Source organism: Staphylococcus hominis subsp. hominis, from assembly GCF_002901845.1.
GTDB lineage: Bacteria > Bacillota > Bacilli > Staphylococcales > Staphylococcaceae > Staphylococcus > Staphylococcus hominis.
Window position 1 is genome coordinate 1 of sequence record NZ_PPQE01000028.1, and the last position, 26,016, is coordinate 26,016.

Sequence of the window (26,016 nt, forward strand, 5' to 3'; positions counted from 1 at the left end):
TAACGTTGACATATTGTCATTCAGTTTTCAATGTTCATTTTCTTCAACACAAGAATTAATTATACTCGCTATCGATATGAAAGTCAACAACTTTTTTTAATTAATTTTTTTGTGTTTTTAATGTTCGTTGATTTGTTTCGCTCAACAAATACATACTATACAGGGTTTCTTCCAAATGTACAATGGTAAAAATTACACTGCAAAGGGTGAGAGATAGAGTCTAATCCACAAAATACGAACATTATATAAAATAATTTGTTAATAGTTAATATTAAGTATGTTTTGTTTCAGTTTATAGCTTTTTTTACATTGCTCTTCTCCTATAAAACAAACTTTTAAAAATTTACATTTTTTTAAAATAATTTTTAAAAAAGCTATTTACAGTGTGATTTAGTATTATTGAAGGTAAAATATCCTCGTTATTCAATACTAATCTACTATAAATAGCACATAAAAATTTACATTTCGGTTCTACCAGCAATTGCTTTAGAAAGCGTTACTTCATCAGCATACTCTAAATCGCCACCAACTGATAACCCTTGTGCAAGGCGTGTTACCTTTATTCCAATAGGTTTTACAAGTCTTGAAATATACATGGCGGTCGATTCACCTTCTAAGTTTGGATTCATAGCTAATATAAGTTCTTTAACTTCTTCATCTTTTAATCTATCAATAAGTGTAGGTATATTGATATCTTCAGGTCCTATACCATCCATTGGAGAGATAGATCCATGTAATACATGATAAAGGCCTTTATACTCTTTCATTTTTTCCATTGCAATAACATCTTTATCATCTTCAACCACACAAATAATTGAACGATCCCTTTGTTTATCTTCACAAATGTAACACGGATCTTTTTCAGTAATATGACCGCAAATACTACAATAGGTAAGTTCTCGCTTAACATCTACTAAGGCTTTAGCAAATTTTACGACATCGTCTTCTTTCATGTCTAATGTATAAAAAGCCAGACGTTGAGCCGTCTTGGGACCAATGCCTGGCAGTTTCATAAAACTATCTATAAGTTTTGAAATCGGTTCAGGATAATGCATACTTAACCTACATTCCTGGAATATTTAAGCCTTGAGTATGTTTACCTAATCGTTCTTGTGTTAAATTATCTGCTTTATTCATTGCTTCATTTGTTGCAGCTAAAACTAAATCTTGTAACATTTCGATATCATCTGGATCTACTGCTTCTTCTTTAATTTCTACATCTACAACTTCTTTATGACCAGTTACAGTTACAGCAACCATACCGCCACCAGCTGTTCCTACAATACGTTCGTCTTTAAGTTTTTCTTGTTCTTGTGCCATTTTCTTTTGCATTTTTTGCATTTGTTTCATCATTTGTTGCATATTTCCACCACCGCGCATAATTCATTTCCTCCTTAAATTTTCACATTAATTTTATTATAATTTATATTTTATTATACATACGTTTATATTTATTGTCATGTATGACTCATTCAACTTACTTTGTAAACAAACTGACCTATTTTATTATTCATCTATAATATTCACAGTATCTTCACCAAATAAATCTTTCGCTTTTTGAGCGATATCAGACGTTTCCTCTTTAGTATTATCTTTTGTACTTTCAGAAGAATGATGATCATTTTGTTTTCTATGATTAATATACTCGCTTCTTACTCTCATCCATTGATCTGAAGGGACACCTACTACTTCAACATTTTTATCTATGATATTACAAACGACGTTTTCAATGTTTTTCCTTTTTTCTTCATCTTTATTAACAATTTCACAATGTATTTCTTCATCAAATTGAATTAATACACGTTTTCTACTTGCTGCTACTGGAATTGAGTTTTGCAATAAGCTGACTAAAGATTTTTTATCATTACTTTTAGCATAATCAATGACTTCTTGCCAATGTTCTTTGAGTAGTTGAATATCTTCTTTATTTGCTTCATCTAACACTTTAGCTATCTGAGTCATAGAAAATGCTGCTTTACTTTGACGTTTACTTCTAGAATGTGTGTTTGTTTGTGTGTGCTTGTTATTACTCTGTGAAATACCTTGTGCTTTTAGAGTTTTTAACTCATTTTCAAGTTGTTCCATTCTTTGTAATAACACTTCATTATTAGGTTCTGTAGCAACAGGAGTTGTTGCTACATTTTCTACTTTCGTAGGATTTGTTTTTACCATTTCAGCTAATTTAACTAATAACACTTCAAAGTGTACATTCTGATTCACACTAAATCTAATAGAAACGAGCGTATCATTTATAATATCTATCATATAATATAACGTTTCTAAATCAAATTGAGTTAAGGCATCGTAACTTGTTTGTTCATTGATGGTTTTATTCATAATTGTATCTCTTACGAAATAAATCATATCATTAATAAGTCTATTTACTTCTTTACCTTCAGATACAAAGTGATGATAACGAGAAAATGCTTCTTTTACATTTCCATTAACGATATCGTTAAACAATTCATTAAGCGACGCTTCATCTACACTACCCGTTACGTCTAATACATCTTGTAATGTAAGATGCTCATCTCCAAAAGCAATTGCTTGGTCCATAATGCTTAATGCATCACGCATACCACCTTCTGATGCTTTAGCAATAAATTCTAATGCCGCTTCCTCATAATCTAGTGATTGTTCTTGTGCAACAAAACGTAATCGTTCCACAATCTGTTCCGTACTAATCGCTTTAAAATCAAAACGTTGTGCACGTGAAATAATCGTAGGTGGTATTTTATGCGGTTCTGTTGTTGCTAAAATAAAAATAGCGTGTGCTGGGGGTTCTTCTAATGTTTTTAATAAAGCATTAAAAGCACCTGTTGTAAGCATATGAACTTCATCTATAATATAAACTTTATATTTTGATTCACTAGGTGCGTATTTAACTTTATCTCTAATATTTCTAATTTCATCAACACCGTTATTACTAGCAGCGTCAATTTCAATAACGTCACCATTTGTTCCTTGTGTAATGCCTTTACATATTGCACACTCATTACAAGGTTCACCATCATGGGGATTTAAACAGTTAATAGCTTTAGCAAACACTTTAGCTATACTTGTTTTACCAGTTCCTCTTGGCCCACTAAAAATATATGCATGAGATTGCTTTCCTTTTGAAATAGCATTTCTCAAAGTTTTAGTGACATGTTCTTGACCTACAACATCACTAAAACTTTGAGGTCTAAACATTCGATATAAAGCTTGATAGTTCACAGTCGCACCTCCAATACAATTACTTATCAATTATATCATGTCATATCTTTGATATATTAATTTTTTATACTTCTATGATATCGGTTCTAGTTTCCCATGTGGATATTCACTTAATTGATCCCACAAGAATTTCACATAAAGAGGCTTATCATCACTTTTCGATATAATATGATGTTGCGCCGCTGATGCATAACCTAACGTTGTAAAATAATCAGGACAACCATCTACAATAATAGCAGTATAATGATGAGCTTTCGCACGCTCTTCTACAGCTTGTACTAAAGCTTTTCCTATACCTTGGTTTCGATAAGGTGTTGCTACAATCAAAGAAGATAATTGTAATACTTTAAATGTATCTTCATTATCAATGAGATTCACTTCATTTAGCATGATGTGCCCTATAATGTCCCCATCTTCTTTTTTGGCAATAACTTCTAATTCATAATTATATGTAGGTTGTTTTCTTAAATTAGAAATTATTTTACTATGTGATTTACCATCTAAACCTTCGTTATTAGTATAATGTTGTTCAAGTTTTTCTAAAGTCTCGATATAATCCATTTCAGTTAAAGTACTTAAATAAACTTGCATAACTTCCCCCTATATTAACATGTTCCTAATCATATTTCTGTTAAATGAAGTAAGTGAATGTATCAGTGTATACACCCATGACCCTCATTATAAAAATAATTTAGGGCATTTTTTCTCAAAATGCTTATTTTGAATATCTGTATATAAGTATGATGTTTATAGTTGTTCGATGCCAACTTATTTAAATGATTTAAAAGTCTTTATCTGTATTCTAAGTTCTTCTATAGTTTATATAAAAAAGGAGTGACTTTAAATTAAAGTCACTCGTAAAGTATATCTATTTATAGAAATGATTAATTTTAAATTAAATAACCGTGCACCTTCGAATCGAATGTACATCATAAACGTTACCGAAGTCGATAGCTAAATCTCGGCTACCCTACGGCACATATGAGTGTCCACTTAATGCTGCTTCCGTCAGGACCTGACATGATTCATGGGTTCATATTGCATAGGACCGAAATCTTCAAACACCTCGTGCTTCGGGCAGACTTCACAAAAGTACACCCTCAACGAAGGAATTAAGTCTCGCATAAAGCGGATTTCGAGTACAGGGAACCGCTACCTCCCCACCTAGCACGGTAAGTTTTATAATACTATAAAACGTATTAACGTTGCAAGTAAAATAATATATTTATTTATAAATCATTCAAGTTAAAAACAAATTCAAAAATATTACTATTTATTTTGTCGACGAGAAAATTCATTAAACTTAAACTCTGTCGCTAAATGCTTTGAAACATTATATTGAAATCGCGTCGTATCTTTAAGAAAAACGGTACTTCTTACTGTCGCTGTATATGGATGGTGCACTTTACCAAACACTTGATATTCAAAATCCTTAAATGGTTCAAATGTAATTGATTTATTGGAATAGCTAATATTTAAATGAAGTTCTTTTTCTAAATAATCATAAATAGACTTTCTAGCTATCTCATTAGATATTTTAGGAACTAATGATGTTAGAAAATAATCTTCATCTAATATTTTAACTTTTCCATCCACACTTCTACTTCTTACTACATGACATAATAAATCGTTATTTCTTAAACACAATTGTTCTTTCACTAAAGGAACATCAGACGCCTTTATTATTTCATTTACAAGTACATGTGTTTCATGAGTTAAGTTTAACTTTTCTTTAACTTCTTTAAAGCTAATTAAATCTGAAAAAGGAAATTCAGTGATATCTTGTTGAATAACTATCGATCCTTTTCCTTTAATTTTTTGAATCATCCCATCATTTGCAAGTAATTCAAGTGCTTTTCTTACCGTTTCTCGAGATGAGTGATACGTTTCTACAAGCTCACGTTCTGACGGTAGTTGTTCACCATGTAAGTATATTCCCTCAGAAATATCTTTTTTTAATTTTTCATAAATTACTGCAAATTTTTGTTGACCCATTTTTAATTTTTCACCCTATCATTTAATATGACTTACTAATAACTATCGCACCATATGGTGAAATCTTATTGTCAAGAATTGTACCACTTTGAATAATAATATCTCCTACTATATCAAGATCATCTGGAATCCTAACAGTTTCATTTGAAAAGTTAGCAATAATTAACCAAGAATCATTTTTATAGTTGCGACGATAAATAAACAATTGTGGATGATCCATATACAATGGTTCAATATCTCCATAAGTAATAATATCATAATGATGACGTAACTTAATAAGTTGACGATATACATGTAAAACTGAATCTTTATTACTTATAGCATCTTCAACATTAATCGCATCTATATTATTAGGTAAATCTATCCATGGCGTACCAGATGTAAACCCCGCATTTTCATTTTGATTCCATTGTATAGGAGTGCGTGAATTATCACGCGATTTTTGGGATAAAATGGTCAAGATTTCTTCTTCTGGTATTCCTTCTTCTTTTAGATGTGTATACGCATTAAGAGATTCGACATCTCTATATTTTTGTATTGATGTATAATGAGGGTCAGTCATGCCAATTTCTTCACCTTGATAAATATAGGGTGTCCCTTGTAACATATGTAACGCAATAGCTAACATTTTTGCGCTTGCTTGACGATTCAATTCATTTGTATCATCGCCAAATCGTGATACTACTCTTGGTTGGTCATGATTACACCAAAAAATAGCATTCCAGCCACCACCATTATGGATACCTACTTGCCATTCCATTAAAATTTTCTTTAATTTAAGAAAATCATATTTTTCATTTGTCCACTTTTCACCATCTTTATAATCCACTTTTAAATGATGAAAATTAAATACACTATTCAACTCTTGACGCTCAGGACGTGTATATTTAATACAATTGTCAATCGTCGTTGAAGACATCTCACCTACTGTCATCATATTTCTATTTCCAAAAGTATGACGGTTGAGTTCATGTAAATATTGGTGAACACGGGGGCCATCAGTGTAAAATTCTTTTCCGATAGCTTCCGAATTTTTAAATTCATCTTTAGAAATAAGATTTATTACGTCAAAACGGAAGCCATCAACGCCAAATTGAATCCAATAATTTACCATTTCATAAAGTGCTTGTCTTACTTTTTCATTATCCCAATTCAAATCAGCTTGTGTCACATCAAATAAGTGTAGATAGTATTCATCTGATTTCTCATCATATTTCCAAGCATTTCCACCAAATTTAGATTGCCAATTTGTTGGTGGTCCATCTGCTGATGATTTGAAAAAATAAAAATCTCGATAAGGATTATCTTTTGAACGAATTGCTTCCTTAAACCAATGATGTTCCGTAGACGTATGATTAATTACAATGTCTAGCATAACTTTTAAGTCTCGACGATGTGCTTCATAAATCAATTTTTTAAAATCATCTAACGTTCCAAACTCTTCATTAATTTTAAAATAATCACTGATATCGTAACCATTATCATTCATTGGAGATTCATAAATAGGTGTTAGCCAAATATAGTCCACGCCTAAATACTTTATGTAATCTAATTTTTCAATAATACCATTCAAATCTCCTTTACCGTTTCCAGTCGTATCATTAAAAGATTTAGGGTAAATTTGATACACTACTGATTTTCTCCAATCGTTTTGAATCATATTAATGCCACCTTTATCTAAAAATATATTCTTCAAAATAATTAATTATTCACATCTTATAATGAAAGTTCTTAAGTCTCATTTTCTATCATCCGGATTTTCTATCATTTCTTTAGCTTTAACTTTAGTGAATTTAGAAAAAACCACCGTTAATACTGCTGGCAAAATCATTGCTAATAGGATAACAGGTATATAAATATACCAATATTTACTTTGGATTGAAATAAAAGCTGGAACGCCTCCTACCCCTACATTACCAAGTACTCGGTTTGCTCCAATGACTGCCCCTAAAATACCCGATGTACAAATAGCAGCAAAAAACGGTACTTTTAAAGGTAAATTCACTCCAAACATAGCTGGTTCAGTGACACCTAAGAAAGCAGAAACGCCAGATGTTAATGCTAATCCTTCTTCTTTTGCCATTTTTCGACGTTTATAAATTAACCATGCACCAAATGCAGCTGATCCTTGACAAATATTAGAAATGGCTACAATTGGCCATAAATAAGTTCCCTTTAAAGAACTGCCCATCAATTGAAAATCCACTGCTAAGAACATATGGTGTAATCCAGTAATAACAAGTGGTGCATAGAAGAAACCATAAATTGCGCCCCCTAACCAACCCGCATATTCAAAAATAAATTGTATAGCACCTGTAATCGCTGTTCCGATACCTAATGCTATAGGCCCAATAATAATAAATGATAGGAATCCTGTAATTAATAATGCCACAGGCCCTACTACAAGCATCTTAATTGAATCATGCACGACTTTATTAAGTGCTTTTTCAATTAAAGAAAGTACATAAGCCGCGATAAGTACCGGAAGGACTTGCCCTTGGTAATTTAGTTGTTTAATTTCTAAACCAAATAAATTCCATGTAGGAATTTGGCCCTTAGCTATATCATATTGTGAAACAAGTTGAGGATGCATTAATATCAACCCCAACACTAATCCTAAAATTGGACTACCTCCAAAGACTTTCATACTACTCCAACCAATTAAAGCTGGTAAAAAGATAAATGCTGTACTAGCTATGACATTAATAATATTAGAAATATCACCTAATTGATGATGTTGTTCCACTAAGGCCTTAGGACCAAATAAATGTTCCATAGTTAAAAGATTATTAATCCCCATAAGTAAACCAGCTGTTACTAGTGCTGGCAAAATTGGAATAAAAATATCTCCTAATAATTTTACTAATCGTTGTAATGGATTCCCTTTTTTTGCAGCGGCAGTTTTTGCTTCATCTTTAGATGCAGTTTCTACACCGGTTTCATTTACAAACTGTTTATACACTTCATCTACTGTACCAGGACCAATAACAATTTGATATTGATTGTCAGCTTTAAATTGGCCTTTAACAAGCGTATTATTAGATAAAGCTTCCTTATCTACTTTATTATCATCTTTCAAAACTAATCGTAATCGCGTTACACAATGAGTAGCAGTATCTACGTTTTCTTTTCCACCTATTGCTTGAACAATATCTTGTACATCTTTTCTTTTTACACTCACGATGTCCACTCCTTTGTTTCTAACTTAAACAAAGTATAACTTGTCTAGACAAGTTGTGTAAAGGCTTTCATTAAATAATTTAATTTTTTAAAAATTTAGTACATAAAAATAAGCACTCAGTAAGTTACTGAGTGCTTATCTTCTTTATATTGATTAGTCTTGGATTTTAATGATAATGGCGGAGGAAGAGGGATTCGAACCCCCGCGGCCCGTTAAGGCCCTGTCGGTTTTCAAGACCGATCCCTTCAGCCGGACTTGGGTATTCCTCCAATGAACACAATAATCATCATATAATATTATTCATTGGAAGTCAATCTTTTTATATTATTATGCTAAAACTTTTTGTTTGAGATATTGATCTACTGATTTAGCTACAGCTCGGCCTTCTTTAATTGCCCACACAACTAAACTTTGTCCACGACGTGCATCTCCTGCAGCAAATACCTTTTCTTGATTTGTACGGTAATCCTGCTCATTTGCTACAATTTTATTTTGTTTGGTTTTAATATCAAATGATCGTGGTACTGTTGTTTCAGTTCCTTCAAATCCAATTGATAATAATACTAAATCTGCTGGCCAGTGTCTTTCTGTACCATCAACCACTACCATACCTTCAGGTGTTTCTTCTAAAATTTGGGTATAAACGCCGCGAATATTACCCATTGTATCTACATCATATCGCATAGTTTGAACACCATATGCACGAGGTTCTCTTCCAAATCGTGCTTCATATTCTTTATGAGCATAATCCATTTTAAATACAGGTAACGCTAAAGGCCAAGACGTGTTACTTTCAAATGTAATCTCTTCTGGTGCTTTTGTATACTTGTTAAACTGTACAATAGATTTACAATTTTCGCGTAAAGCAGTTGCTACGCAGTCTGCTCCAGTATCCCCTGCTCCTATAACAATTACATTTTTATCTTTAGCCGTAATTGAAGCTTCTTCAATCTCACCATTTAAAACTTGCATTTGCTCAGTAAGGTAATCCATAGCAAAATGAATACCTTGTCCCATTCTACCTTCTAAAGGTAAGTCGCGTGCTTTTTGAGCACCAGTACATAATACAATCGCATCAAATTGTTCTTCTAATTCATCACGTGTTATATCTACACCGATATTAGTATTTGTCTTAAAAGTAATACCTGCCTCACGCATGATTTCAATTCTACGTCGAACCACAGTTTTGTCTAACTTCATATTTGGAATACCATACATTAATAAACCACCTGGTTCAGCTGCTCTTTCAAAGACAGTAACTTGATAGCCTACATGATTTAATTCTTCCGCCGCTGCTAATCCTGCAGGACCGCTTCCAACAATTGCCACGCTCTGGTCTTTGTGTTCTTTTGGATATTTTGGTTTTACCCATCCATTGTCATAAGCTTCATCAATAATCGTGCGTTCGATGCCTTTAATTGCTACAGAATCACGATTAATTTTCATAACACATGATTGCTCGCATGGTGCAGGACAAATACGTCCTGTAAATTCAGGAAAATTATTTGTCTCACTTAGACGTTCGTACGCTTCTTTAAAGTCTTGATGATAAACTAAATCATTCCATTCAGGTATATAATTTCCTATTGGACAACCAATTGTTTCTCGTCCGAAAGGAAGTCCAGTTTGACAAAATGGCGTTCCACAATCCATACATCTTGCCCCTTGAACAGAGGCTTCTTCTCTAGAAAATCGTTGTTGGAATGCTTCGTGTCCTTCTAAACGTTCAATGAGTGACAATTCTGCTAATGATTGTTTCTCATATTTCATAAACCCTTTAAACTCACCCATAACTTTTCCTTCCTTTCTTTAATAAATCACAGCTGGTTGCAAGTCTTTTTCAATCGATGTGCGATGATCATAAAATGCAGCTAATTTTGCTTCGTTATCTTCTGATAAATGACGACGTTGTAACTCAATTTTTTGCATCATTAATTCATAATCTTTTGGAATTACTTTTATGACATGTTCAGTGACATTTTCAAATTGATTTAAGATATCTTTAGCTTTTGTACTTTCTGTATAACGATAATGTTCTTCTAACATTGATTTAAGTAAGTGCTTTTCTTCATCATGTTGCACACGTTTAAATGCTAATGTTGAAAGTTGATTCGCTTTTTTAAATGCTTCGATATCACTTGGGAAGATGTAACTTACTCCACCACTCATACCTTGGCCAAAGTTTTTGCCAACATCACCAAGTATAACCACGTGTCCACCTGTCATATATTCCAAACCATGATCTCCAATTCCTTCAACAACTACATCAACACCACTATTACGAATACAGAAACGTTCTCCAGCACTGCCATTAATATAGGCTTTACCACTAGAGGCTCCATAGAAGCATACATTACCTGCAATAATTTCATTTTCACGAGCATGCTTTGGTGCTTTCACAACGACTGTTCCACCAGATAATCCTTTCCCTACATAGTCATTGGCATCTCCAGTATGATGTATTAATAGTCCTTTAGGAGCAAATGCACCTAAACTTTGCCCAGCATGGCCCATCGTTTCCGCAATAATCGTTTCTTCAGGTAAACCTTTACTACCATGTTGCTTCGTAATATAACTACCCGTAATTACACCAACATTTCGTTGAGTGTTATTAATTGTATATTGTCCTTTAAATGTTTCCCCATTTTCAATACTTTGTTTTGCCTCTTTATATAAATAATTTAAATCGAATCCAATATCTAAATGATGATTTTGAGCTATTTCTCTTGTGTTCGGTCCATCAACTGCATGAAGTAATTTCTCAATATCAAGTGATGCAGCTTTAGATTTAGGATTAATATGACGAGAACGTTGTAATAAGTCCGTACGTCCTACTAGTTCTTCGACTGTTTTCAAGCCAAGTTCTGCGAGAACTTCTCTTAATTCTTCAGCGATGAAATGCATAAAATTGACAACGTGATCCGCTTTACCTCTATAAAGCGCACGTAAATCTTTATTTTGTGTTGCTATTCCTACTGGACAAGTATCATTATGACACACTCTCATCATAATACACCCGAGAACAACAAGAGGTGCAGTTGCAAAACCAAATTCTTCTGCTCCTAATGCACACGCTAATGCTACATCTCTACCTGTTAATAACTTACCGTCTGTTTCTAAACGTACACGACTACGTAAATCATTTAACTTTAATGTTTGATGTGTTTCTGCTAAACCAAGCTCCCATGGTAATCCGGCATGTTGAATACTTGTTTTAGGAGATGCACCCGTACCACCGTCATAACCACTGACTACAATTTTATCTGCAAATGCTTTAGCTACCCCTGAAGCAATCGTTCCTATACCTGTTTTAGATACGAGTTTAACAGCAATATCAGCATCCTTATTTGCATTTTTCAAATCGTGAATCAATTGCGCTAAATCTTCAATTGAATAAATATCATGGTGTGGTGGTGGAGAAATAAGCCCAATACCTGGTGTAGATCCACGTGTTTCAGCAATCCAAGGATATACTTTAGTGCCAGGAAGTTGCCCACCTTCACCAGGTTTTGCACCTTGAGCTACTTTAATTTGTAATTCTTTAGCGTGTTGTAAATACTCACTAGTTACACCAAATCGTCCTGATGCAACTTGTTTAATCGCACTTGATAAATAACTGCCATCTTCTTGAATGACATATCGTTTAGGATTTTCTCCTCCTTCACCGCTATTACTTTTTCCTCCTAATTTATTCATCGCTTTTGCTAAAGTTTGATGTGCTTCCTCAGAAATAGAACCATAACTCATAGCACCTGTGTTAAAGCGTCTTACAATTGATTCTACAGATTCTACTTGCTCAATAGGAATTGATGATTGAGATTTAAATTCTAGTAAATCACGTAAATGGTCGTGTCTATTGTCATGCACAGCATTAGTAAATGTTTTAAATTGCTCGTAATCATTTTCACGACAGGCATGTTGTAATAAATGAATCGTTGTTGGATTAAATACATGATGTTGCCCTTGTTGACGCCATTGGAAATTACTACCAGAAGCTAGATATTCTTCTTCATTACTTTGACGTTTTCTATTTTCTTCATCAATTTGTTCAATACTTAATCCTGATAATTTAGATTGTGTTCCTGTAAAGTAAGTGTCAATAACATTTTGAGATAAGCCTACTGCTTCAAATATTTGTGCGCCTTGATAACTTTGAACGGTAGAAATACCCATTTTAGCCATAACTTTAATAACGCCTTCTGATAAAACATTTGTATATGTTTCAACATTTTCTGAAATTGAACCTTCAAGATGGTGACTATCAGTTAAATGAGCAATCGTTTGTTGTGCTAAGTATGGAATGACTGCATTAGCACCATATCCAAGTAAACAAGCAACATGATGCACTTCACGTGTTTCACCTGATAAAGCAACAATACTTGTACTCATACGTAAGTCTTCTTTAATAAGTAATTGATGAATATGACTTACAGCTAATAACATTGGCATAGCATAATGTAACGACTGAGTTGTATTGATTAGTGCACTATCATCTAACACTAAAATTGTATAACCTTCTTTTGTAGCTTGAACCGCTTCTTCTCCTATATGATTTAGAGCTTCTTCGAGTGAAATATCTTGATACAGGGTCGATAAATGTTTCACGTTAAACTTACTTTGTTCAATTTTATCTAATTGATTTAATGTAAGAACTGGTTTAGTAAGTTGTATACGATCTAAGACATTCGGTGCTGGATGAAGTAAATTTCCTTCACTACCTAGATAAGATAACTCACTTGTTACAATCTTTTCACGATAAGCATCGATAGGTGGATTCGTTACTTGAGCAAACAGTTGTTTAAAATAGTTAAATAATGATTCTGGTCGTTCATTGAGTACTGCGAGCGGTGCATCATACCCCATTGCACCAATAGGATCTTTTTTTCCTACCACCAAATCTGTCATATATTTATGAATATCTTCCTTAGTGTAGCCAAACTGCTTTTGTACTTTAAACAGTGTTGCTTCATCTAATAATTGACGTTGATATTGAACTTCGTCTAATTCTAAATTAATTTTGTATTGATCAATCCAATCTTTATAAGGATATTTATGTGCAATATGAGTTTTAAGTTCGTTATTTTCGATGACTTTATTAGAGTTAAAATCAACGAGCAATAATTTCCCAGGATTCAATTGTCCTTTAAACGCAACATTTTCTTCTGGTACATCAATCACACCCACTTCAGATGAGAAAACAATAAAATTATCTTTAGTGATTGTATAGCGTCCTGGTCGTAATCCATTTCGATCAGTTAATGCGCCAATTTTATCGCCATTACAGAATGAAATCATTGTTGGGCCATCCCAAGGTTCCATTAAATAGCTATAAAATTCATAAAATGCACGTACATGTTCATCATTGGATTTATTATATAACCATGGTTCTGGTATAAGTAACATCGCCGCTTCTTCAGGCTCCATTGCTAAACTTAAAAACTCCAACGCGTTATCTACAATAGCTGAGTCGCTTCCATCTTCATCAACAATATTTTGAATTTTTTCACTTTCATGACCAAATAAAGTATTAATCAGTTGACGTTGACGGGCACGCATCCAGTTAACATTACCTTTAATCGTATTAATTTCTCCGTTATGCATAAGAAGTCGGTTAGGATGTGCACGTTTCCAACTAGGGAACGTATTCGTACTAAATCTAGAATGAACAAGTCCTAATTTTGATTGATAATCCTCATTATTTAAGTCTAGGTATAACGTCTTGATTTGATCTGAACGTAACCACCCTTTATAGACAATCGTTTTATGAGACAAACTTGTAAAATATAATTCTAAATGTTCGCGTTCTGCATATTGTTCAATTTGTTTACGTGCTAAATAAAGCTGTTTAACAGGCGTTTCGTGTTGGTTTAAATCTACAAATACTTGTTGTACATAAGGCATTGTAGAAGCAACATGTTCTGCTAACGCTTGTGTGTCTACAGGTACATCTCTATAACCAATTACTTTCAATCCTTCATCGTTAAAGTATTGATTAAATACAGTTTCATGCTGTGTATCTAAAACTTTTTGATTAGAGAAAAAAAGACCTACCGCATATTCGCCTTCATTAGGTAAGGCGAAATGAGTATGTTTTTTAAAAAATTCGAAGGGAATTTCTGTCATAATTCCTGCGCCATCACCAGTAATACCATCAGCTCCAATACCGCCTCGATGGTCTAATCTACGCAACATTTCTAATGACTTTTCAATAATATCGTGAGATCTTAAATTATCCATATTGGCATAAAAACCGATTCCACATGCATCATGTTCCTCACGGTAATCATATAATCCTCTTTTTAGTTTATCTTTAAACACGATGCCCACTCCTTTTGAGAATTTTCAGAAAATTTACTGTTAATAATAATTAATATAATGTAAAATATTTATCTGAACAATATATTAAATAGATGATATCATTCTAATAATTAGAATATTTTACGATATACTTATATTAAGGAGGTAAAATATGGAAATTAAACAATTACGATACTTTGTTGAAGTCGCTCGCCGTGAACATATTTCTGAGGCTGCATTGGAACTTAATATTGCTCAATCTGCAATTAGTCGCCAAATCAATTTACTTGAAAAAGAATTACAAGTTCCATTATTTGATAGACAAGGTCGCAATATATATCTTACTTCGCACGGTAAAGCGTTACTCACACAAGCAACTCACATACTAGAACAACTTGATGAAACAGTGGCTCTTTTTCAACAAGAACAACTTAAAAACGCTCATCATATCAATTTAGGTTTTGAAGAAAGCTATGCTTCTCATATGATTACGCCTATTATTCAAACGTTTGAAAGAGAATACGATAGTCACATTATACCTAGTTTAATGAATCATACTCAGATAGTAGACTATTTAAATTCAGGAAAAATTGATATAGCTATTGTTGAGAATACACCTGAACTACAAGCAAACTCAACTTTTTCAATTACATCTTTATATGAAGAAACATATCACTTATATGTACCTAAGGACGATGCTATTGCCTTAACATTTAATCCACCCTTAACACAGCTTAAACAATTTGAAAAAAATCCTTTATATACACTTCACGTTTTGCCTGATTCTATTAAAAAACGATTAGAATCTGTAATTAAAGTACCTATATACACACTAGGTACAACGTCTCTTGGTCAGTATCTATTAAAACAACGTCGTGGCCATCTACTCTTACCTGATTATATATCGTTGGATCATTCATCTGAACAAGTAGAGGATATCTCTTTAGCACATACAGAATTAAAACGTTCATTTTGTGTGGTATTTAAAAAAGACAATAAAAAAGTAGATATCTTTAATCTATTTCATCTCATTCAAACATTGCTAAGTAAAGTTTCAACATATCACTAGGTTTTGTAACGAACACTAACCCATAACATATGAATTGAATATCATTTTGAACACGCGTATAATCACTTTATTGCGATAAAGGGGTAAATTATATAATTAAAAAGAGGATTATATTTAATGAATATAAAGAGACTTCACATACCTAAAATTAAAAACACTCATCGTCTAATTATTATTGTTACTTTAATAATGATTGGATTATTTATTTTTACATTTTTTAATGCTTCATTTTATCAAATACCTATTGGTAAAATCACGAATGTCGAAACAAGTCATGGTCAAAAAGTCACAGACGAGCATCATAATACTGACACAACATATAATCAACGATTAACTATACGCATTCTAAACGGTAAATATAAAAACGATATCACAACTGTTAATAATCATTTTGTAACATCTCAAGCAGATTCAGAGCAATTTTCTAAAAATGAAAAAGTATTGTTACATATACAAAAAAGTCCATCTGATGCTACTATTCTAGAAAAAAAACGCGATGGCCTTACTGTGGCGATTGTAGGCGTATTTATCGTGACACTTTTAATTGTAGGCAAAAATGTAGGGTTACAATCAATTCTATCTCTACTATTTAACACCGCGTTTATTATTGTTTCAATAGTCATTCATAATACTTTTTCAGGTACAAATTTATTTTTATTAATGAGTATAGCCATTATTTTATCAACTATTATTACATTAGTATTAGTAACTGGCTGGCAAAAACGAACTTGGGTTACGATAATTGCTACTTTATCTGGAACATTTTTATGTGTAGGGATGACTGAATTATTAATTCAATTTACAGGTGGTAATGGAATCAAATATGAAACAATGAGTTTTTTAACGCTACCTCCAAAAGATGTCTTTATGTCTTCTGTTCTTATAGGAACATTAGGAGCGGTAATGGATGTAGCAATTACAATTTCTAGTGGAATGTACGAAATTCTCCAGCGTACGCCTAACATTTCAATGTCTCGTTGGGCTTTAGCTGGACGTCATATTGGCCAAGATATTATGGGCACCATGACCAATATTTTATTATTTTCATATTTATCAGGTAGTCTAGCCATGGTATTAATTTACTTAAAAAATGCGAATACATTTACTTACACTATATCTATGAACTGGTCTCTAGAAATTACACGTGCACTGACTGGTGGTATCGGTATTGTATTGACCATTCCTATAACAATAGGACTTATGGTCACTATATTTAAGTGGAAAGGAGTAAGCCGATGACTACAATTTTTTTACTCGCACTATTACTTTTTATTTTAATGATTTTGCTTGGCGGTAAAAAAGGACTCATCTCCTATCTCACTTTATTTTTAAATTTTATTATTCTTATCATTAGTATTGTTTTCATTCTGTTTGGCATGCCAATCTATCTTGTAGCCTTTACCTTTTGTCTTGTAATTGCTGCTTGTAACCTCTTTATTTTAAATAGTTACAATATTAAAACACAAGCCGCATTTATCGGAACTATAGTAACAACCGTCCTTCTTATCATAGGTGTCTATTTATCTGTAAAATTTGGACATCTACAAGGTTTTGCTACAGAACAACAAGATGAAACCTATATATTTTCAATGAATATTGATATTAATATGCTACAATTTTCTGTTTTTACTATTATGTTGGCTGTCATCGCTGCTGTAATAGATTTAACGATTACAATAAGTTCACCAATGTATGAGTTGAATGAAACAAACCCTGATCTTTCTCGTAAAGAATTATTTCAATCTGGTATACGTGTTGGCAGAGAAATTCTTGCTACTTCCGCTAATACAATTTATTTAGCTTATTTTGGTGGACAATTAACATTATTCTTTTGGTTTTTTCAACTTCATTATTCATTTGGGCATATTTTAAATTCTAAAATTTTTGCTCAAGAGTTTATCTCCATCTTACTAGGTGGCATTGCAGTCGCGTTAAGTATTCCTATCACGGCTTGGGTTAGTGCTCGGTTAATTAAATATCATCAACTTAAACAAACAGATGACCACACTACTACTTCATCCTTAAACGAAGAAATAGAATAGTAAAGACCAAACAGTGGCATTTAATGATTGAAAGCATCAAATGTCACTATTTTATTTATTCAATATTTATATTGAAAATGTTTCGATCCACTTAATGACAGCTGGTGCGATATATTGTGTATCGGATTTATTGAACCAGCGAATATCAGTAACTTCATTATCAATTTGAACGTCATTCCAATTAATACGTTGATTAACTTTAAATCCATTTAATTCGGTCAAAGTATTTGGTTGAGGATAGGCTTCACCAATCACTTTTCCAATATATGTAAAATCTTCTTGAGAAAAATGAAGTTGTAGTTCTTCTTCAATTTCCCTTTGAATAGCTTCTAAAAGCGTCTCACCTTCATCAATTTTCCCACCAGGAAAATAATATTTTTCTCTGTGACGAACTTGTACCAGTAAAATTTGGTCCTCTGTTTCTTCCACTAAACATACACATTTAATCATTCTATTCATCCTTATTAAAACATTCTCACTTCAAAAAAATAATTTAATTTAGTATGATATTAACATACATTAAAACAAAGTTTAGAACAAATTCTTAATGAGTAATATAACATTCAGATTTGTTTTTTATTTTTATGGAGGTCTTGTATGATGGCAAAACAATCAAAACTTTCACGCTTATCTAGTTTAGTAAGTACAGCAGGATTTATTGTGGATGGATATAATGGAATTAAATATAGTGCCAAAAATAAAAATCTAGTTTATCTATCACTAGCACTTAGCACAGCGGGTACTGTGTTCGATTTTATAGTTTCTATGAGATCCCCACGTAAATTCCGTAAATTCACATCATTTATCTCATTTATTGTTAATGTGACACGCTTAGCTTCAAGCTTTAGAAAAGTTAAAGAAGATTATCACTTCGAATAAAAAAACGAGCCTAAGACATAATGAATTGTCTTAGGCATTTTTAATATATTGACAGTCGATGACTGAAGTAAAAATACGCTAGTATCAAGCTTTTTTCAATTTTAGTTCCAGATTCCCAACATAAAGACTTTCAAGAAGAAAGTTTATGTCCAACGCAAATTGGGTATGCGTTGCCAAGATAGGACGACGGATTCAAAATGAATGCTGTCCGACTTTCTTTGTTTTTTTACTAATGAATAAATTTATATTGTCTAACTTGATAAGCTGGAATTGTACGATATGTTAAAACCCCTGGACCTGCACTAAAGTTCATTTCAGATACTAAAAGACTTCCATTACTATTGACGCGTTCTACAAAAGCAACATGTCCATAGTAGCCAGCATCTGATTGGGCAATTGATCCTACAGTAGGATGATAATCAATTCTATAGCCATCTCTTGCAGCTGCATTGTCCCAGTTATTTGCATTCCACCAATATGTACTAATACCTTTACCGATTTGAGCACGACGATTAAAGACATGCCATGTACATTGACCCCAATCATATAAATTTCTATGATTAAAAATCGGTGTGTGATAATAATAATTTGATGATGAACTTGTACGATTTGTATTACTACTTGATGATGCTGTGCCGCTTACACGTAATTTTTGACCTGGGTAAATAAAGAAATTATTTAATCCATTTAAACGCATAATATTTTGATATGTCGTATTATATTTCCAAGCGATGCCCGATAATGAATCACCGTAACGAACAGTATAGTAGCTTGAAGAACTAGATGAATTTGAGCTATTTTGTGTGTGGCTACTTGAACGTGCTGTTCCTGAAACTGTTAATGTTTGACCTGGAAAAATTAAAAAGCTATGAAGTCCATTTAAATCCATAATATGGCGGTACGTTGTACCATATCGACTAGCAATTGATGATAAACTGTCTCCACTTTTTACTGTATATGTACTGCTTGAGTTATTACTATAAGAATGAGATGAACTAGAGCCTGAAACTGTTAATACTTGATTTGGAAAAATAAGATTTGATGTCAAACCATTTAATGATTTTAATTTAGCTATTGTAATACCATAGCGATTTGAAATAGACCATAATGATTCCCCACTTTTTACTGTGTGAGTTGTTGCTGCTTCTGCTTGATGTGCAAATATTGTACTAAGTGCCCCAGTTCCAATAATTGCTGTTGCAAGAACTTTTTTATTCATAAATAAGCGCCTCCTTAATCTTATGCTTATCTTTGACATGTCCCCATGACAATTGTTGTATTAACGCTTAGTTTTATTACGTTAATTCTAGTGCTTTAACTTTAATTTTTTCTACTCAAGTAGTCTACTTATATAAATTAATATATTTCATTATAATATTCCATTTCAATTTGATTACATAATGATGAAATTTTAGTACGATACTTATAAAATTAAAACTTTATAAAAATCGATTTCTTTAGTCTAATTATTGCATAACGTAAGTAAGAATTTTTTTAAATGTGATTATATTTAATCAAAAATTTATTATACTATTGAAAATGATATAAAAAAAGAGCGGGACAGCATTCATTTTTGAATTAGTTGTCCCACTCCAAGAGTCGAAAAAAGCTTGATCTATGTGTATTTTTAATTCATTAATCTACGACATATGCTAAATGACTAAACAACGATTGATATTCTACAATGTTTAACTTACTATTTTAAGCTATCTTCAATGTCTTTAATTTCTTTTTGAGATAAATCGACTGCTTTTTCACCATCTTTAGTGTCTTTTTTCAATGCTTCTTGTGCTTCTTTACTATGATATAGATCTACAATTTTTTTGTATGTTTTATTATCTTTATCTTTTGAGTTAACGGCAATTAAATTAATGTATGGTTTAACTGCATCTGAAGTAGAACTTTCTAAATAAATTGGATCTTTCTTAGCATCTAAGCCTGCTTTCGTTGCTACACCATTATTGATAACTGAAATATCAACATCATCTAATGCACGTGCAGTTTGTTGAGCATCTACTTCTTTAATTTTTAAATGTTTAGGGTTATCTTTAATATCTTTTGTTGTACCACTTAAACCAAAGTTATCTTTTAATTTAATAAGTCCTGCTGATTCTAATAATTTTAAAGCACGCGCTTGGTTAGAAACATCATTGGGAATCATCACTTGCGCGCCATCTTTAACATCTTTAATATCTTTTACTTTTTTAGAATAGATGCCTAAAGGTGCTAATACGGTTGTACTAATTGCTTCAATTTTTGCATCTTTATGTGCTTTTTTATATTCATTTAAGAAAGCAAAGTGTTGGAATGCATTCATATCGATATCTCCATCACTTAATGCTTTATTAGGTACGTTATAATCTGAAAAGTGCTTAATTTCTAAATCAATATCATCTTTTTTTGCTAATTCTTTCACTTTTTCCCAAGCAGCAGTATCATTTGATGCTACGCCAACTGTTACTTTCTTACTATTTCCTCCGCCTGAACATGCCGCAAGGACAATAATAGATGCTAATAATAAACCGATTATTCTCTTCATTAAAAACTGCCTCCCAATATTAAAATAATTTATTTAAATAACTAATTTCTGCGAATTATTCTAGAAATAAAGTTACCTAATGACTGAATAATTTGTACGATAATAACTAGAACTACAACTGTAATAATAATGACCAATGTATCAAAGCGTTGGTAACCATAAACAAGCGCTAAATCTCCGATACCACCGCCACCTACAGCACCGGCCATAGCTGTACTACCAATTAAACCAATAATCGCTGTAGTAATAGCTAGTACAAGTGAACCTAATGCTTCAGGCAATAAAAAATGACGAATAATTTGAAGTGGTGATGCTCCCATAGCTTTTGCTGCTTCAATAATGCCATCATCTACTTCTAAAAGTGAATTTTCTACTAAACGCGCAATATATGGTGCTACATATACTGTAAGTGGAACAATTGCAGCTGTTGTACCGATTGACGTACCTGCAACTAATTTAGTAAAAGGTACAATTGCAATTAATAAAATGATGAATGGAATAGATCTTAAAATATTAATAATTGGATTAAGAATTTGGTGAATAACGACATTGGGCCAGATTCCATGTTTTCGAGTGACTACAAGTAAAATACCTAATGGGATACCAATCAATGCACCAATAATTAATGATACTGTCACCATATAAAGTGTTTCATACAATGCTTGCATTAATTGAGATGAATCTATGCTTGAACCAAACATTTAACGCACCTCCTCATAATGAATATGTCGCTCATTAAAATATGATTCTACCGTGTCACGACTAAATTGTGCATCGTGTTCAAAGCGTAACCATAAATAACAAATCGTTTCATCTTGAATATCTGACATAGACGAGAATAGAATATTTACATTAAAACCATATTGGTTTATTAACTCGTTCATTAATGGATAATCAATTTGCTTTTTATCTAAGAAAAGTCTGTAATCTGTATAATGATTATCTGCTCTTTCAAATGAGGCACGTAATGCTTTAGAAGGTTCTGTACTAATAACTGTTGATACAAAATTTTGTGCTGTTTTCGTTTTCGGATGACTAAACACATCTTTTACTGTACCAATTTCTACAACTTCCCCGTGTTCCATTACAGCTACACGATTACAGATTTTTTGAATCACGCTCATTTCGTGAGTAATCATCATAATCGTAACCCCAAATGTTTCATTCACATTTTTAAGTAATTGAAGAATAGAACTTGTTGTCGCAGGGTCTAATGCACTTGTCGCTTCATCGCACAATAATATTTTAGGATTTGTTACAAGTGCTCTTGCAATTGCAACACGTTGTTTTTGTCCTCCGGAAAGCTCATCTGGAAATTGATTTTTCTTATCTGCAAGTCCCACAAACTCTAGCATTTCTTCAACTTTCTCTTTAATCTCAGAATTACTTTTGTGACTAAGTATCAATGGCATTGCTACATTTTTAAAAACTGTTTTAGAATTTAAAAGATTAAAATGTTGGAAAATCATTCCTATATCTTTTTTTACGTTGCGAAGTTCTTTTTCACTATATGTATTAATATCATGTCCATCTACAATAACATGGCCCTCTGTAGCTTGTTCTAATTGGTTAACTAAACGTACTAGTGTACTTTTACCAGCACCACTATAACCAATCACACCAAACACATCACGCGCATCAATTTTAAAAGAAACATCTTTTAAAGCGTGGATGGTTTCTCGTTTCTTTCGAAATACTTTATTTACACCCTGAAATTCAATCACTATGTTCACCCTTATCTAATTCTGATTAAATTCGTATGATATGAAGTATAGGCAAAAGTTGAGGATGCGTCAATATAGTTTTTTAAAAAATTGAAAATTTCAGATATTTTTAGTATTGAATTACTCTTTTAGTTCCAAATATCATAATAAAAATACAAGAGTACAATAAACATCGTTTCAATTTCTATTGCACTCTTGCATTAATACTTTCACTATATTCTATTTATTTAGCGTATCTATCGCTTGTTTTAAATCTTGTACTAAATCTTCAGTGTCTTCAATACCGATTGATAATCGAACTAAACCATCTGTAATTCCTTCTTTAGCACGAACATCTGCTGGAATAGATGCATGTGTCATCAAAGCAGGTACAGAAATCAAGCTTTCCACTGCACCTAAGCTTTCAGCAAGCGTGAAATATTGCGTTTCACGAATTAATTGTTTAGCTGCTTCTGTATCTTTCACTTCAAATGCAACAATGCCAGTATGACCACTTGCTTGAGCGATATGAATATCATGATTAAGGTGACTTTCAATACTAGGATGGAACACTTGTTGTACTGATGGATGCTCTTGTAACATCTTCACAATACCTTCTACGTTACGATTAATTTGTTCCATACGTAACCCTAGTGTTTTAATTCCTCGAATTAATAAATAACTATCTTGTGGTCCTAGTACACCACCTGTAGAGTTAGAAATAAATGCTAAGCGTTCACCTAATTCATCATTAGATGTAGCGACTAAACCTGCAACAACATCACTGTGTCCACCAATATATTTTGTTGCTGAATGTAATACAATATCGATTCCAAAATCTAACGGATTTTGATAGTACGGTGTCATAAATGTGTTATCGACTACAGAAATGAGATGATTTTCTGTCGCAATTTCTGCTGCACGTCGAATATCTGTCACACGTAATAAAGGATTAGACGGCGTTTCGATATATAACATTTTTGTTTCTGGTTTAATATAATCTTTTACGTTTTCAATATTTGTAGTATCAACGAAATCAACATCAATACCAAATCGTGTAAAGACTTTTGTTAAAGCACGATAAGTTCCACCATACACATCAGAATTTAAAATTAAATGATCACCTTTATCTAATAACATTATAACAGCGCTAATCGCAGCCATACCTGAACCAAATGCAAATCCATGTTTACCATTTTCTAAATTCGCAATGACGCTTTCAATAGAAGTACGTGTTGGGTTTGCAGTACGTGAATATTCATAGCCCTGTCTTAAATCACCAATATCATCTTGCAAATAAGTACTTGTTTGATAAATTGGTGTCGTTACTGCTCCAGTAAAATCATCCGTCGTATGTCCACCATGAATCATTTGTGTTTTTTTCTTCATTATTATTCTCCTTTGTATTCAAATATTTTTTTTGACATATAACGATCACTGCCATCTGGAAAAATTGTTACAATAATACCTTTATCAATACGATTTTTAATATCTAAAGCACCTTGTAATGCTGCACCAGATGAGCTACCAACAAGTAGTCCTTCTTGTTTAGCTAATCGTTTTACATTTTCAAATCCTTGATTATCACTGACTGTAATAATATCATCAACGATAGATTTTTCTAAAAATACTGGCCATTTTTCAGAGCCAATACCTTCAATATCATGAGCATGTGCTTTACCACCATTCAATACTGAGCCTTCAGGTTCAACAATAATATTTTTAACATTAAATTGTTGTAAATGTTTAGCTACACCAGTAAATGTTCCTCCAGATCCAGCACCAGCTACAAAATAATCAATGTGTGGTAATGCCTCTGTAATTTCTTTTCCAAGCGTATGCGTATAGGCTTTTGGATTATGTTCAGTTTCAAACTGGTTCATATATACTGCATTATATTTGTCAGCATAATGACGCGCTTCTTTTTGTGCACCCATCATTCCCTTGTTTTTAGGTGTTCGTTTTATTTCAGCACCCAATACTCGCATAATTGAAATTTTTTCTTCTGAAAATCCTTCTGGGGCAAAAATCACACACTTTAAATGATAACGATTAGCGGCCATTGCTAATCCAATTCCTGTATTACCAGCTGTAGCTTCAACGATGGTATCTCCTTTTACAATACGTTTTTCTTTTAGCGCAGTTTCTACAAGATATTTCCCTAGTCGATCTTTAATACTTCCACCAGGATTAAATTGTTCTAACTTCGCATAAATTTGTACATGTTCATCACTAAAACTTTCTAATAATACTAGTGGCGTTTGTCCTATTAAATCATAAGTAATCATATCTTTCGTTCAATACACTCAAGTAATGTCTGAACATACCTACTTTCTATCATCATATTCATTTCCAATATTTAATTTTAATTCTTACTCAACCGCTATGAATTATACGCTAACTTATATCTTATTGCAAAAAGCTAGATTCTTTATGTAAAATGTAATTAGTTATTGCTTTTAAATACTCATGTTATGATAAAAGTGAACCACTGGAAATGAATTAAATTTTACGATGAATCAACGTACAAAGGAGACTCGATGATGACATCTAAAGCAGACTTATCTTTATCCGTCTTTACTAAGGATGACTATAAAAATTTAAATTATAAAAATAGTACTTTTAGAAACTCAATGTACGACGAAATTGAAGTAAATAAAAGTCACTTTAAACATTGTGATTTTAGTGAAGGTATTTTTAAGAATGTAAGCACTATTTCAAATTCAAAAATTATCAATTGTAATTTTGATAAAAGTATCTTTGAAAATGTAAATTTTTTCAAGACGCTTATTAGTAAATCAAATTTAACTGTTACCTCATTTGATGAAAATCATTTTAATACATTAACGATTGAACATTCTATTTTTAAAAATAGCAATATACGTAATGTAAAATTTGATAACGTCACGTTTAAAAAAGTGATTTTTGAAAACGTCACTATGGATTTGTGTCATTTTGAAAATGTAAAAATAAAAGATTGTATATTTAAACATGTCACTATTAATAATTCTTCAATTCCTGAAAAATTATTAAAAGAATTACATAAACAAGATGTTACGTTTGAAAATATGTAATTCAATTATCATTATGCTAAA

The 26,016-nt window shown here is 32.3% G+C and carries 21 protein-coding genes, 1 tRNA gene and 1 other RNA gene; 5 read left to right on the plus strand and 18 right to left on the minus strand.

Going from position 1 to position 26,016, the window contains the following annotated elements; genetic code table 11:
- Positions 1-458: 458 nt before the first annotated feature.
- The 11 genes from recR to gltB all read right to left on the minus strand — a co-directional run bounded on the left by recR (position 459) and on the right by gltB (position 14,710).
- On the minus strand, positions 459-1,055 hold the full coding sequence (gene recR / locus CD034_RS07215; protein WP_103288236.1) for a recombination mediator RecR: 597 nt from the start codon (positions 1,053-1,055) through the stop codon (positions 459-461).
- Positions 1,056-1,062: 7 nt separating this feature from the next.
- Positions 1,063-1,380: a YbaB/EbfC family nucleoid-associated protein gene (locus CD034_RS07220; RefSeq protein ID WP_002447964.1), complete on the minus strand. Its 318-nt coding sequence runs from the start codon at positions 1,378-1,380 to the stop codon at positions 1,063-1,065.
- A 126-nt stretch (positions 1,381-1,506) separates the two neighbouring features.
- Entirely contained in the window at positions 1,507-3,216 is a 1,710-nt protein-coding gene (dnaX, locus tag CD034_RS07225; RefSeq protein ID WP_002454505.1) for a DNA polymerase III subunit gamma/tau, read from the minus strand.
- Positions 3,217-3,288: 72 nt separating this feature from the next.
- Positions 3,289-3,807 (minus strand): GNAT family N-acetyltransferase, encoded by a 519-nt coding sequence (locus CD034_RS07230; RefSeq protein ID WP_002454506.1) that lies wholly within the window; start codon positions 3,805-3,807, stop codon positions 3,289-3,291.
- Between the two features lie 312 nt (positions 3,808-4,119).
- Positions 4,120-4,389, minus strand: an RNA gene (gene ffs / locus CD034_RS07235) — signal recognition particle sRNA large type.
- Between the two features lie 96 nt (positions 4,390-4,485).
- Complete coding sequence (gene treR, locus CD034_RS07240) at positions 4,486-5,211, minus strand: trehalose operon repressor (RefSeq protein WP_002447948.1); 726 nt, start codon at positions 5,209-5,211, stop codon at positions 4,486-4,488.
- Positions 5,212-5,233: 22 nt separating this feature from the next.
- Positions 5,234-6,871 carry an alpha,alpha-phosphotrehalase gene (treC, locus tag CD034_RS07245; protein ID WP_002454507.1) on the minus strand — a complete coding sequence of 546 codons (1,638 nt, stop codon included), beginning with the start codon at positions 6,869-6,871 and terminating at the stop codon, positions 5,234-5,236.
- A 78-nt stretch (positions 6,872-6,949) separates the two neighbouring features.
- Positions 6,950-8,392 carry a PTS system trehalose-specific EIIBC component gene (treP, locus tag CD034_RS07250; RefSeq protein ID WP_103288237.1) on the minus strand — a complete coding sequence of 481 codons (1,443 nt, stop codon included), beginning with the start codon at positions 8,390-8,392 and terminating at the stop codon, positions 6,950-6,952.
- A 176-nt stretch (positions 8,393-8,568) separates the two neighbouring features.
- Positions 8,569-8,661: transfer RNA gene (locus CD034_RS07255), tRNA-Ser, on the minus strand.
- 58 nt (positions 8,662-8,719) lie between these two features.
- On the minus strand, positions 8,720-10,183 hold the full coding sequence (locus CD034_RS07260; RefSeq protein ID WP_002454509.1) for a glutamate synthase subunit beta: 1,464 nt from the start codon (positions 10,181-10,183) through the stop codon (positions 8,720-8,722).
- An 18-nt stretch (positions 10,184-10,201) separates the two neighbouring features.
- Complete coding sequence (gene gltB, locus CD034_RS07265; RefSeq protein WP_103288238.1) at positions 10,202-14,710, minus strand: glutamate synthase large subunit; 4,509 nt, start codon at positions 14,708-14,710, stop codon at positions 10,202-10,204.
- A 151-nt stretch (positions 14,711-14,861) separates the two neighbouring features.
- Here gltB and gltC point away from each other — a divergent pair, with 151 nt between their 5' ends.
- The 3 genes from gltC (at position 14,862) to CD034_RS07280 (ending at position 17,800) form a co-directional block, all read left to right on the plus strand.
- The gene (gltC, locus tag CD034_RS07270; RefSeq protein ID WP_002454511.1) at positions 14,862-15,758 is read left to right on the plus strand and encodes a glutamate biosynthesis transcriptional regulator GltC; all 897 of its coding nucleotides are present in this window, start codon (positions 14,862-14,864) and stop codon (positions 15,756-15,758) included.
- A 117-nt stretch (positions 15,759-15,875) separates the two neighbouring features.
- Positions 15,876-16,997, plus strand: a complete 1,122-nt coding sequence (locus tag CD034_RS07275) for a YibE/F family protein (RefSeq protein ID WP_002454512.1) — start codon at positions 15,876-15,878, stop codon at positions 16,995-16,997.
- On the plus strand, positions 16,994-17,800 hold the full coding sequence (locus tag CD034_RS07280) for a YibE/F family protein (RefSeq protein ID WP_002488096.1): 807 nt from the start codon (positions 16,994-16,996) through the stop codon (positions 17,798-17,800). The genes CD034_RS07275 and CD034_RS07280 overlap by 4 nt, the downstream gene beginning before the upstream one ends.
- Before the next feature lie 66 nt (positions 17,801-17,866).
- Here the strand turns inward: CD034_RS07280 and CD034_RS07285 are convergent, their stop codons facing one another.
- Positions 17,867-18,250, minus strand: coding sequence for an NUDIX hydrolase (locus CD034_RS07285; protein WP_002448000.1), 384 nt, complete (start codon positions 18,248-18,250; stop codon positions 17,867-17,869).
- Positions 18,251-18,400: 150 nt separating this feature from the next.
- Between CD034_RS07285 and CD034_RS07290 the strand changes: the two genes are divergently transcribed.
- Positions 18,401-18,679, plus strand: coding sequence for a hypothetical protein (locus CD034_RS07290; protein WP_002454515.1), 279 nt, complete (start codon positions 18,401-18,403; stop codon positions 18,677-18,679).
- A gap of 229 nt (positions 18,680-18,908) precedes the next feature.
- On the opposite strand, the gene CD034_RS07295 is transcribed toward CD034_RS07290, so the two are convergent.
- From CD034_RS07295 to CD034_RS07320, 6 genes are all read right to left on the minus strand, one after another.
- Positions 18,909-19,898 carry a LysM peptidoglycan-binding domain-containing protein gene (locus CD034_RS07295; protein ID WP_002447950.1) on the minus strand — a complete coding sequence of 330 codons (990 nt, stop codon included), beginning with the start codon at positions 19,896-19,898 and terminating at the stop codon, positions 18,909-18,911.
- A gap of 477 nt (positions 19,899-20,375) precedes the next feature.
- Positions 20,376-21,218 (minus strand): dipeptide ABC transporter glycylmethionine-binding lipoprotein, encoded by an 843-nt coding sequence (gene gmpC, locus CD034_RS07300; RefSeq protein WP_002448016.1) that lies wholly within the window; start codon positions 21,216-21,218, stop codon positions 20,376-20,378.
- A 41-nt stretch (positions 21,219-21,259) separates the two neighbouring features.
- Positions 21,260-21,919, minus strand: a complete 660-nt coding sequence (locus tag CD034_RS07305; RefSeq protein WP_002448001.1) for a methionine ABC transporter permease — start codon at positions 21,917-21,919, stop codon at positions 21,260-21,262.
- Positions 21,920-22,942, minus strand: coding sequence for a methionine ABC transporter ATP-binding protein (locus CD034_RS07310; RefSeq protein WP_002447973.1), 1,023 nt, complete (start codon positions 22,940-22,942; stop codon positions 21,920-21,922).
- Between the two features lie 219 nt (positions 22,943-23,161).
- Complete coding sequence (locus tag CD034_RS07315) at positions 23,162-24,310, minus strand: bifunctional cystathionine gamma-lyase/homocysteine desulfhydrase (protein ID WP_019834719.1); 1,149 nt, start codon at positions 24,308-24,310, stop codon at positions 23,162-23,164.
- A gap of 2 nt (positions 24,311-24,312) precedes the next feature.
- Positions 24,313-25,209 carry a PLP-dependent cysteine synthase family protein gene (locus CD034_RS07320; protein WP_002447971.1) on the minus strand — a complete coding sequence of 299 codons (897 nt, stop codon included), beginning with the start codon at positions 25,207-25,209 and terminating at the stop codon, positions 24,313-24,315.
- A 255-nt stretch (positions 25,210-25,464) separates the two neighbouring features.
- Between CD034_RS07320 and CD034_RS07325 the strand changes: the two genes are divergently transcribed.
- Positions 25,465-25,995 carry a pentapeptide repeat-containing protein gene (locus tag CD034_RS07325; RefSeq protein ID WP_002454518.1) on the plus strand — a complete coding sequence of 177 codons (531 nt, stop codon included), beginning with the start codon at positions 25,465-25,467 and terminating at the stop codon, positions 25,993-25,995.
- Positions 25,996-26,016: the final 21 nt, after the last annotated feature.

Coding starts and splice junctions, on each gene's coding strand:
- CD034_RS07230 (WP_002454506.1), bottom strand. CDS start 3,807: ATGCAAGTTTATTTAAGTACTTTAACTGAAATGGATTATATCGAGACT.
- treR (WP_002447948.1), bottom strand. CDS start 5,211: ATGGGTCAACAAAAATTTGCAGTAATTTATGAAAAATTAAAAAAAGAT.
- gmpC (WP_002448016.1), bottom strand. CDS start 21,218: ATGAAGAGAATAATCGGTTTATTATTAGCATCTATTATTGTCCTTGCG.
- CD034_RS07280 (WP_002488096.1), top strand. CDS start 16,994: ATGACTACAATTTTTTTACTCGCACTATTACTTTTTATTTTAATGATT.
- CD034_RS07320 (WP_002447971.1), bottom strand. CDS start 25,209: ATGATTACTTATGATTTAATAGGACAAACGCCACTAGTATTATTAGAA.
- CD034_RS07275 (WP_002454512.1), top strand. CDS start 15,876: ATGAATATAAAGAGACTTCACATACCTAAAATTAAAAACACTCATCGT.
- CD034_RS07290 (WP_002454515.1), top strand. CDS start 18,401: ATGGCAAAACAATCAAAACTTTCACGCTTATCTAGTTTAGTAAGTACA.
- CD034_RS07305 (WP_002448001.1), bottom strand. CDS start 21,919: ATGTTTGGTTCAAGCATAGATTCATCTCAATTAATGCAAGCATTGTAT.
- CD034_RS07325 (WP_002454518.1), top strand. CDS start 25,465: ATGACATCTAAAGCAGACTTATCTTTATCCGTCTTTACTAAGGATGAC.
- treC (WP_002454507.1), bottom strand. CDS start 6,871: ATGATTCAAAACGATTGGAGAAAATCAGTAGTGTATCAAATTTACCCT.
- CD034_RS07295 (WP_002447950.1), bottom strand. CDS start 19,898: ATGAATAAAAAAGTTCTTGCAACAGCAATTATTGGAACTGGGGCACTT.
- CD034_RS07260 (WP_002454509.1), bottom strand. CDS start 10,183: ATGGGTGAGTTTAAAGGGTTTATGAAATATGAGAAACAATCATTAGCA.
- recR (WP_103288236.1), bottom strand. CDS start 1,055: ATGCATTATCCTGAACCGATTTCAAAACTTATAGATAGTTTTATGAAA.
- CD034_RS07285 (WP_002448000.1), bottom strand. CDS start 18,250: ATGATTAAATGTGTATGTTTAGTGGAAGAAACAGAGGACCAAATTTTA.
- CD034_RS07220 (WP_002447964.1), bottom strand. CDS start 1,380: ATGCGCGGTGGTGGAAATATGCAACAAATGATGAAACAAATGCAAAAA.
- gltC (WP_002454511.1), top strand. CDS start 14,862: ATGGAAATTAAACAATTACGATACTTTGTTGAAGTCGCTCGCCGTGAA.
- CD034_RS07315 (WP_019834719.1), bottom strand. CDS start 24,310: ATGAAGAAAAAAACACAAATGATTCATGGTGGACATACGACGGATGAT.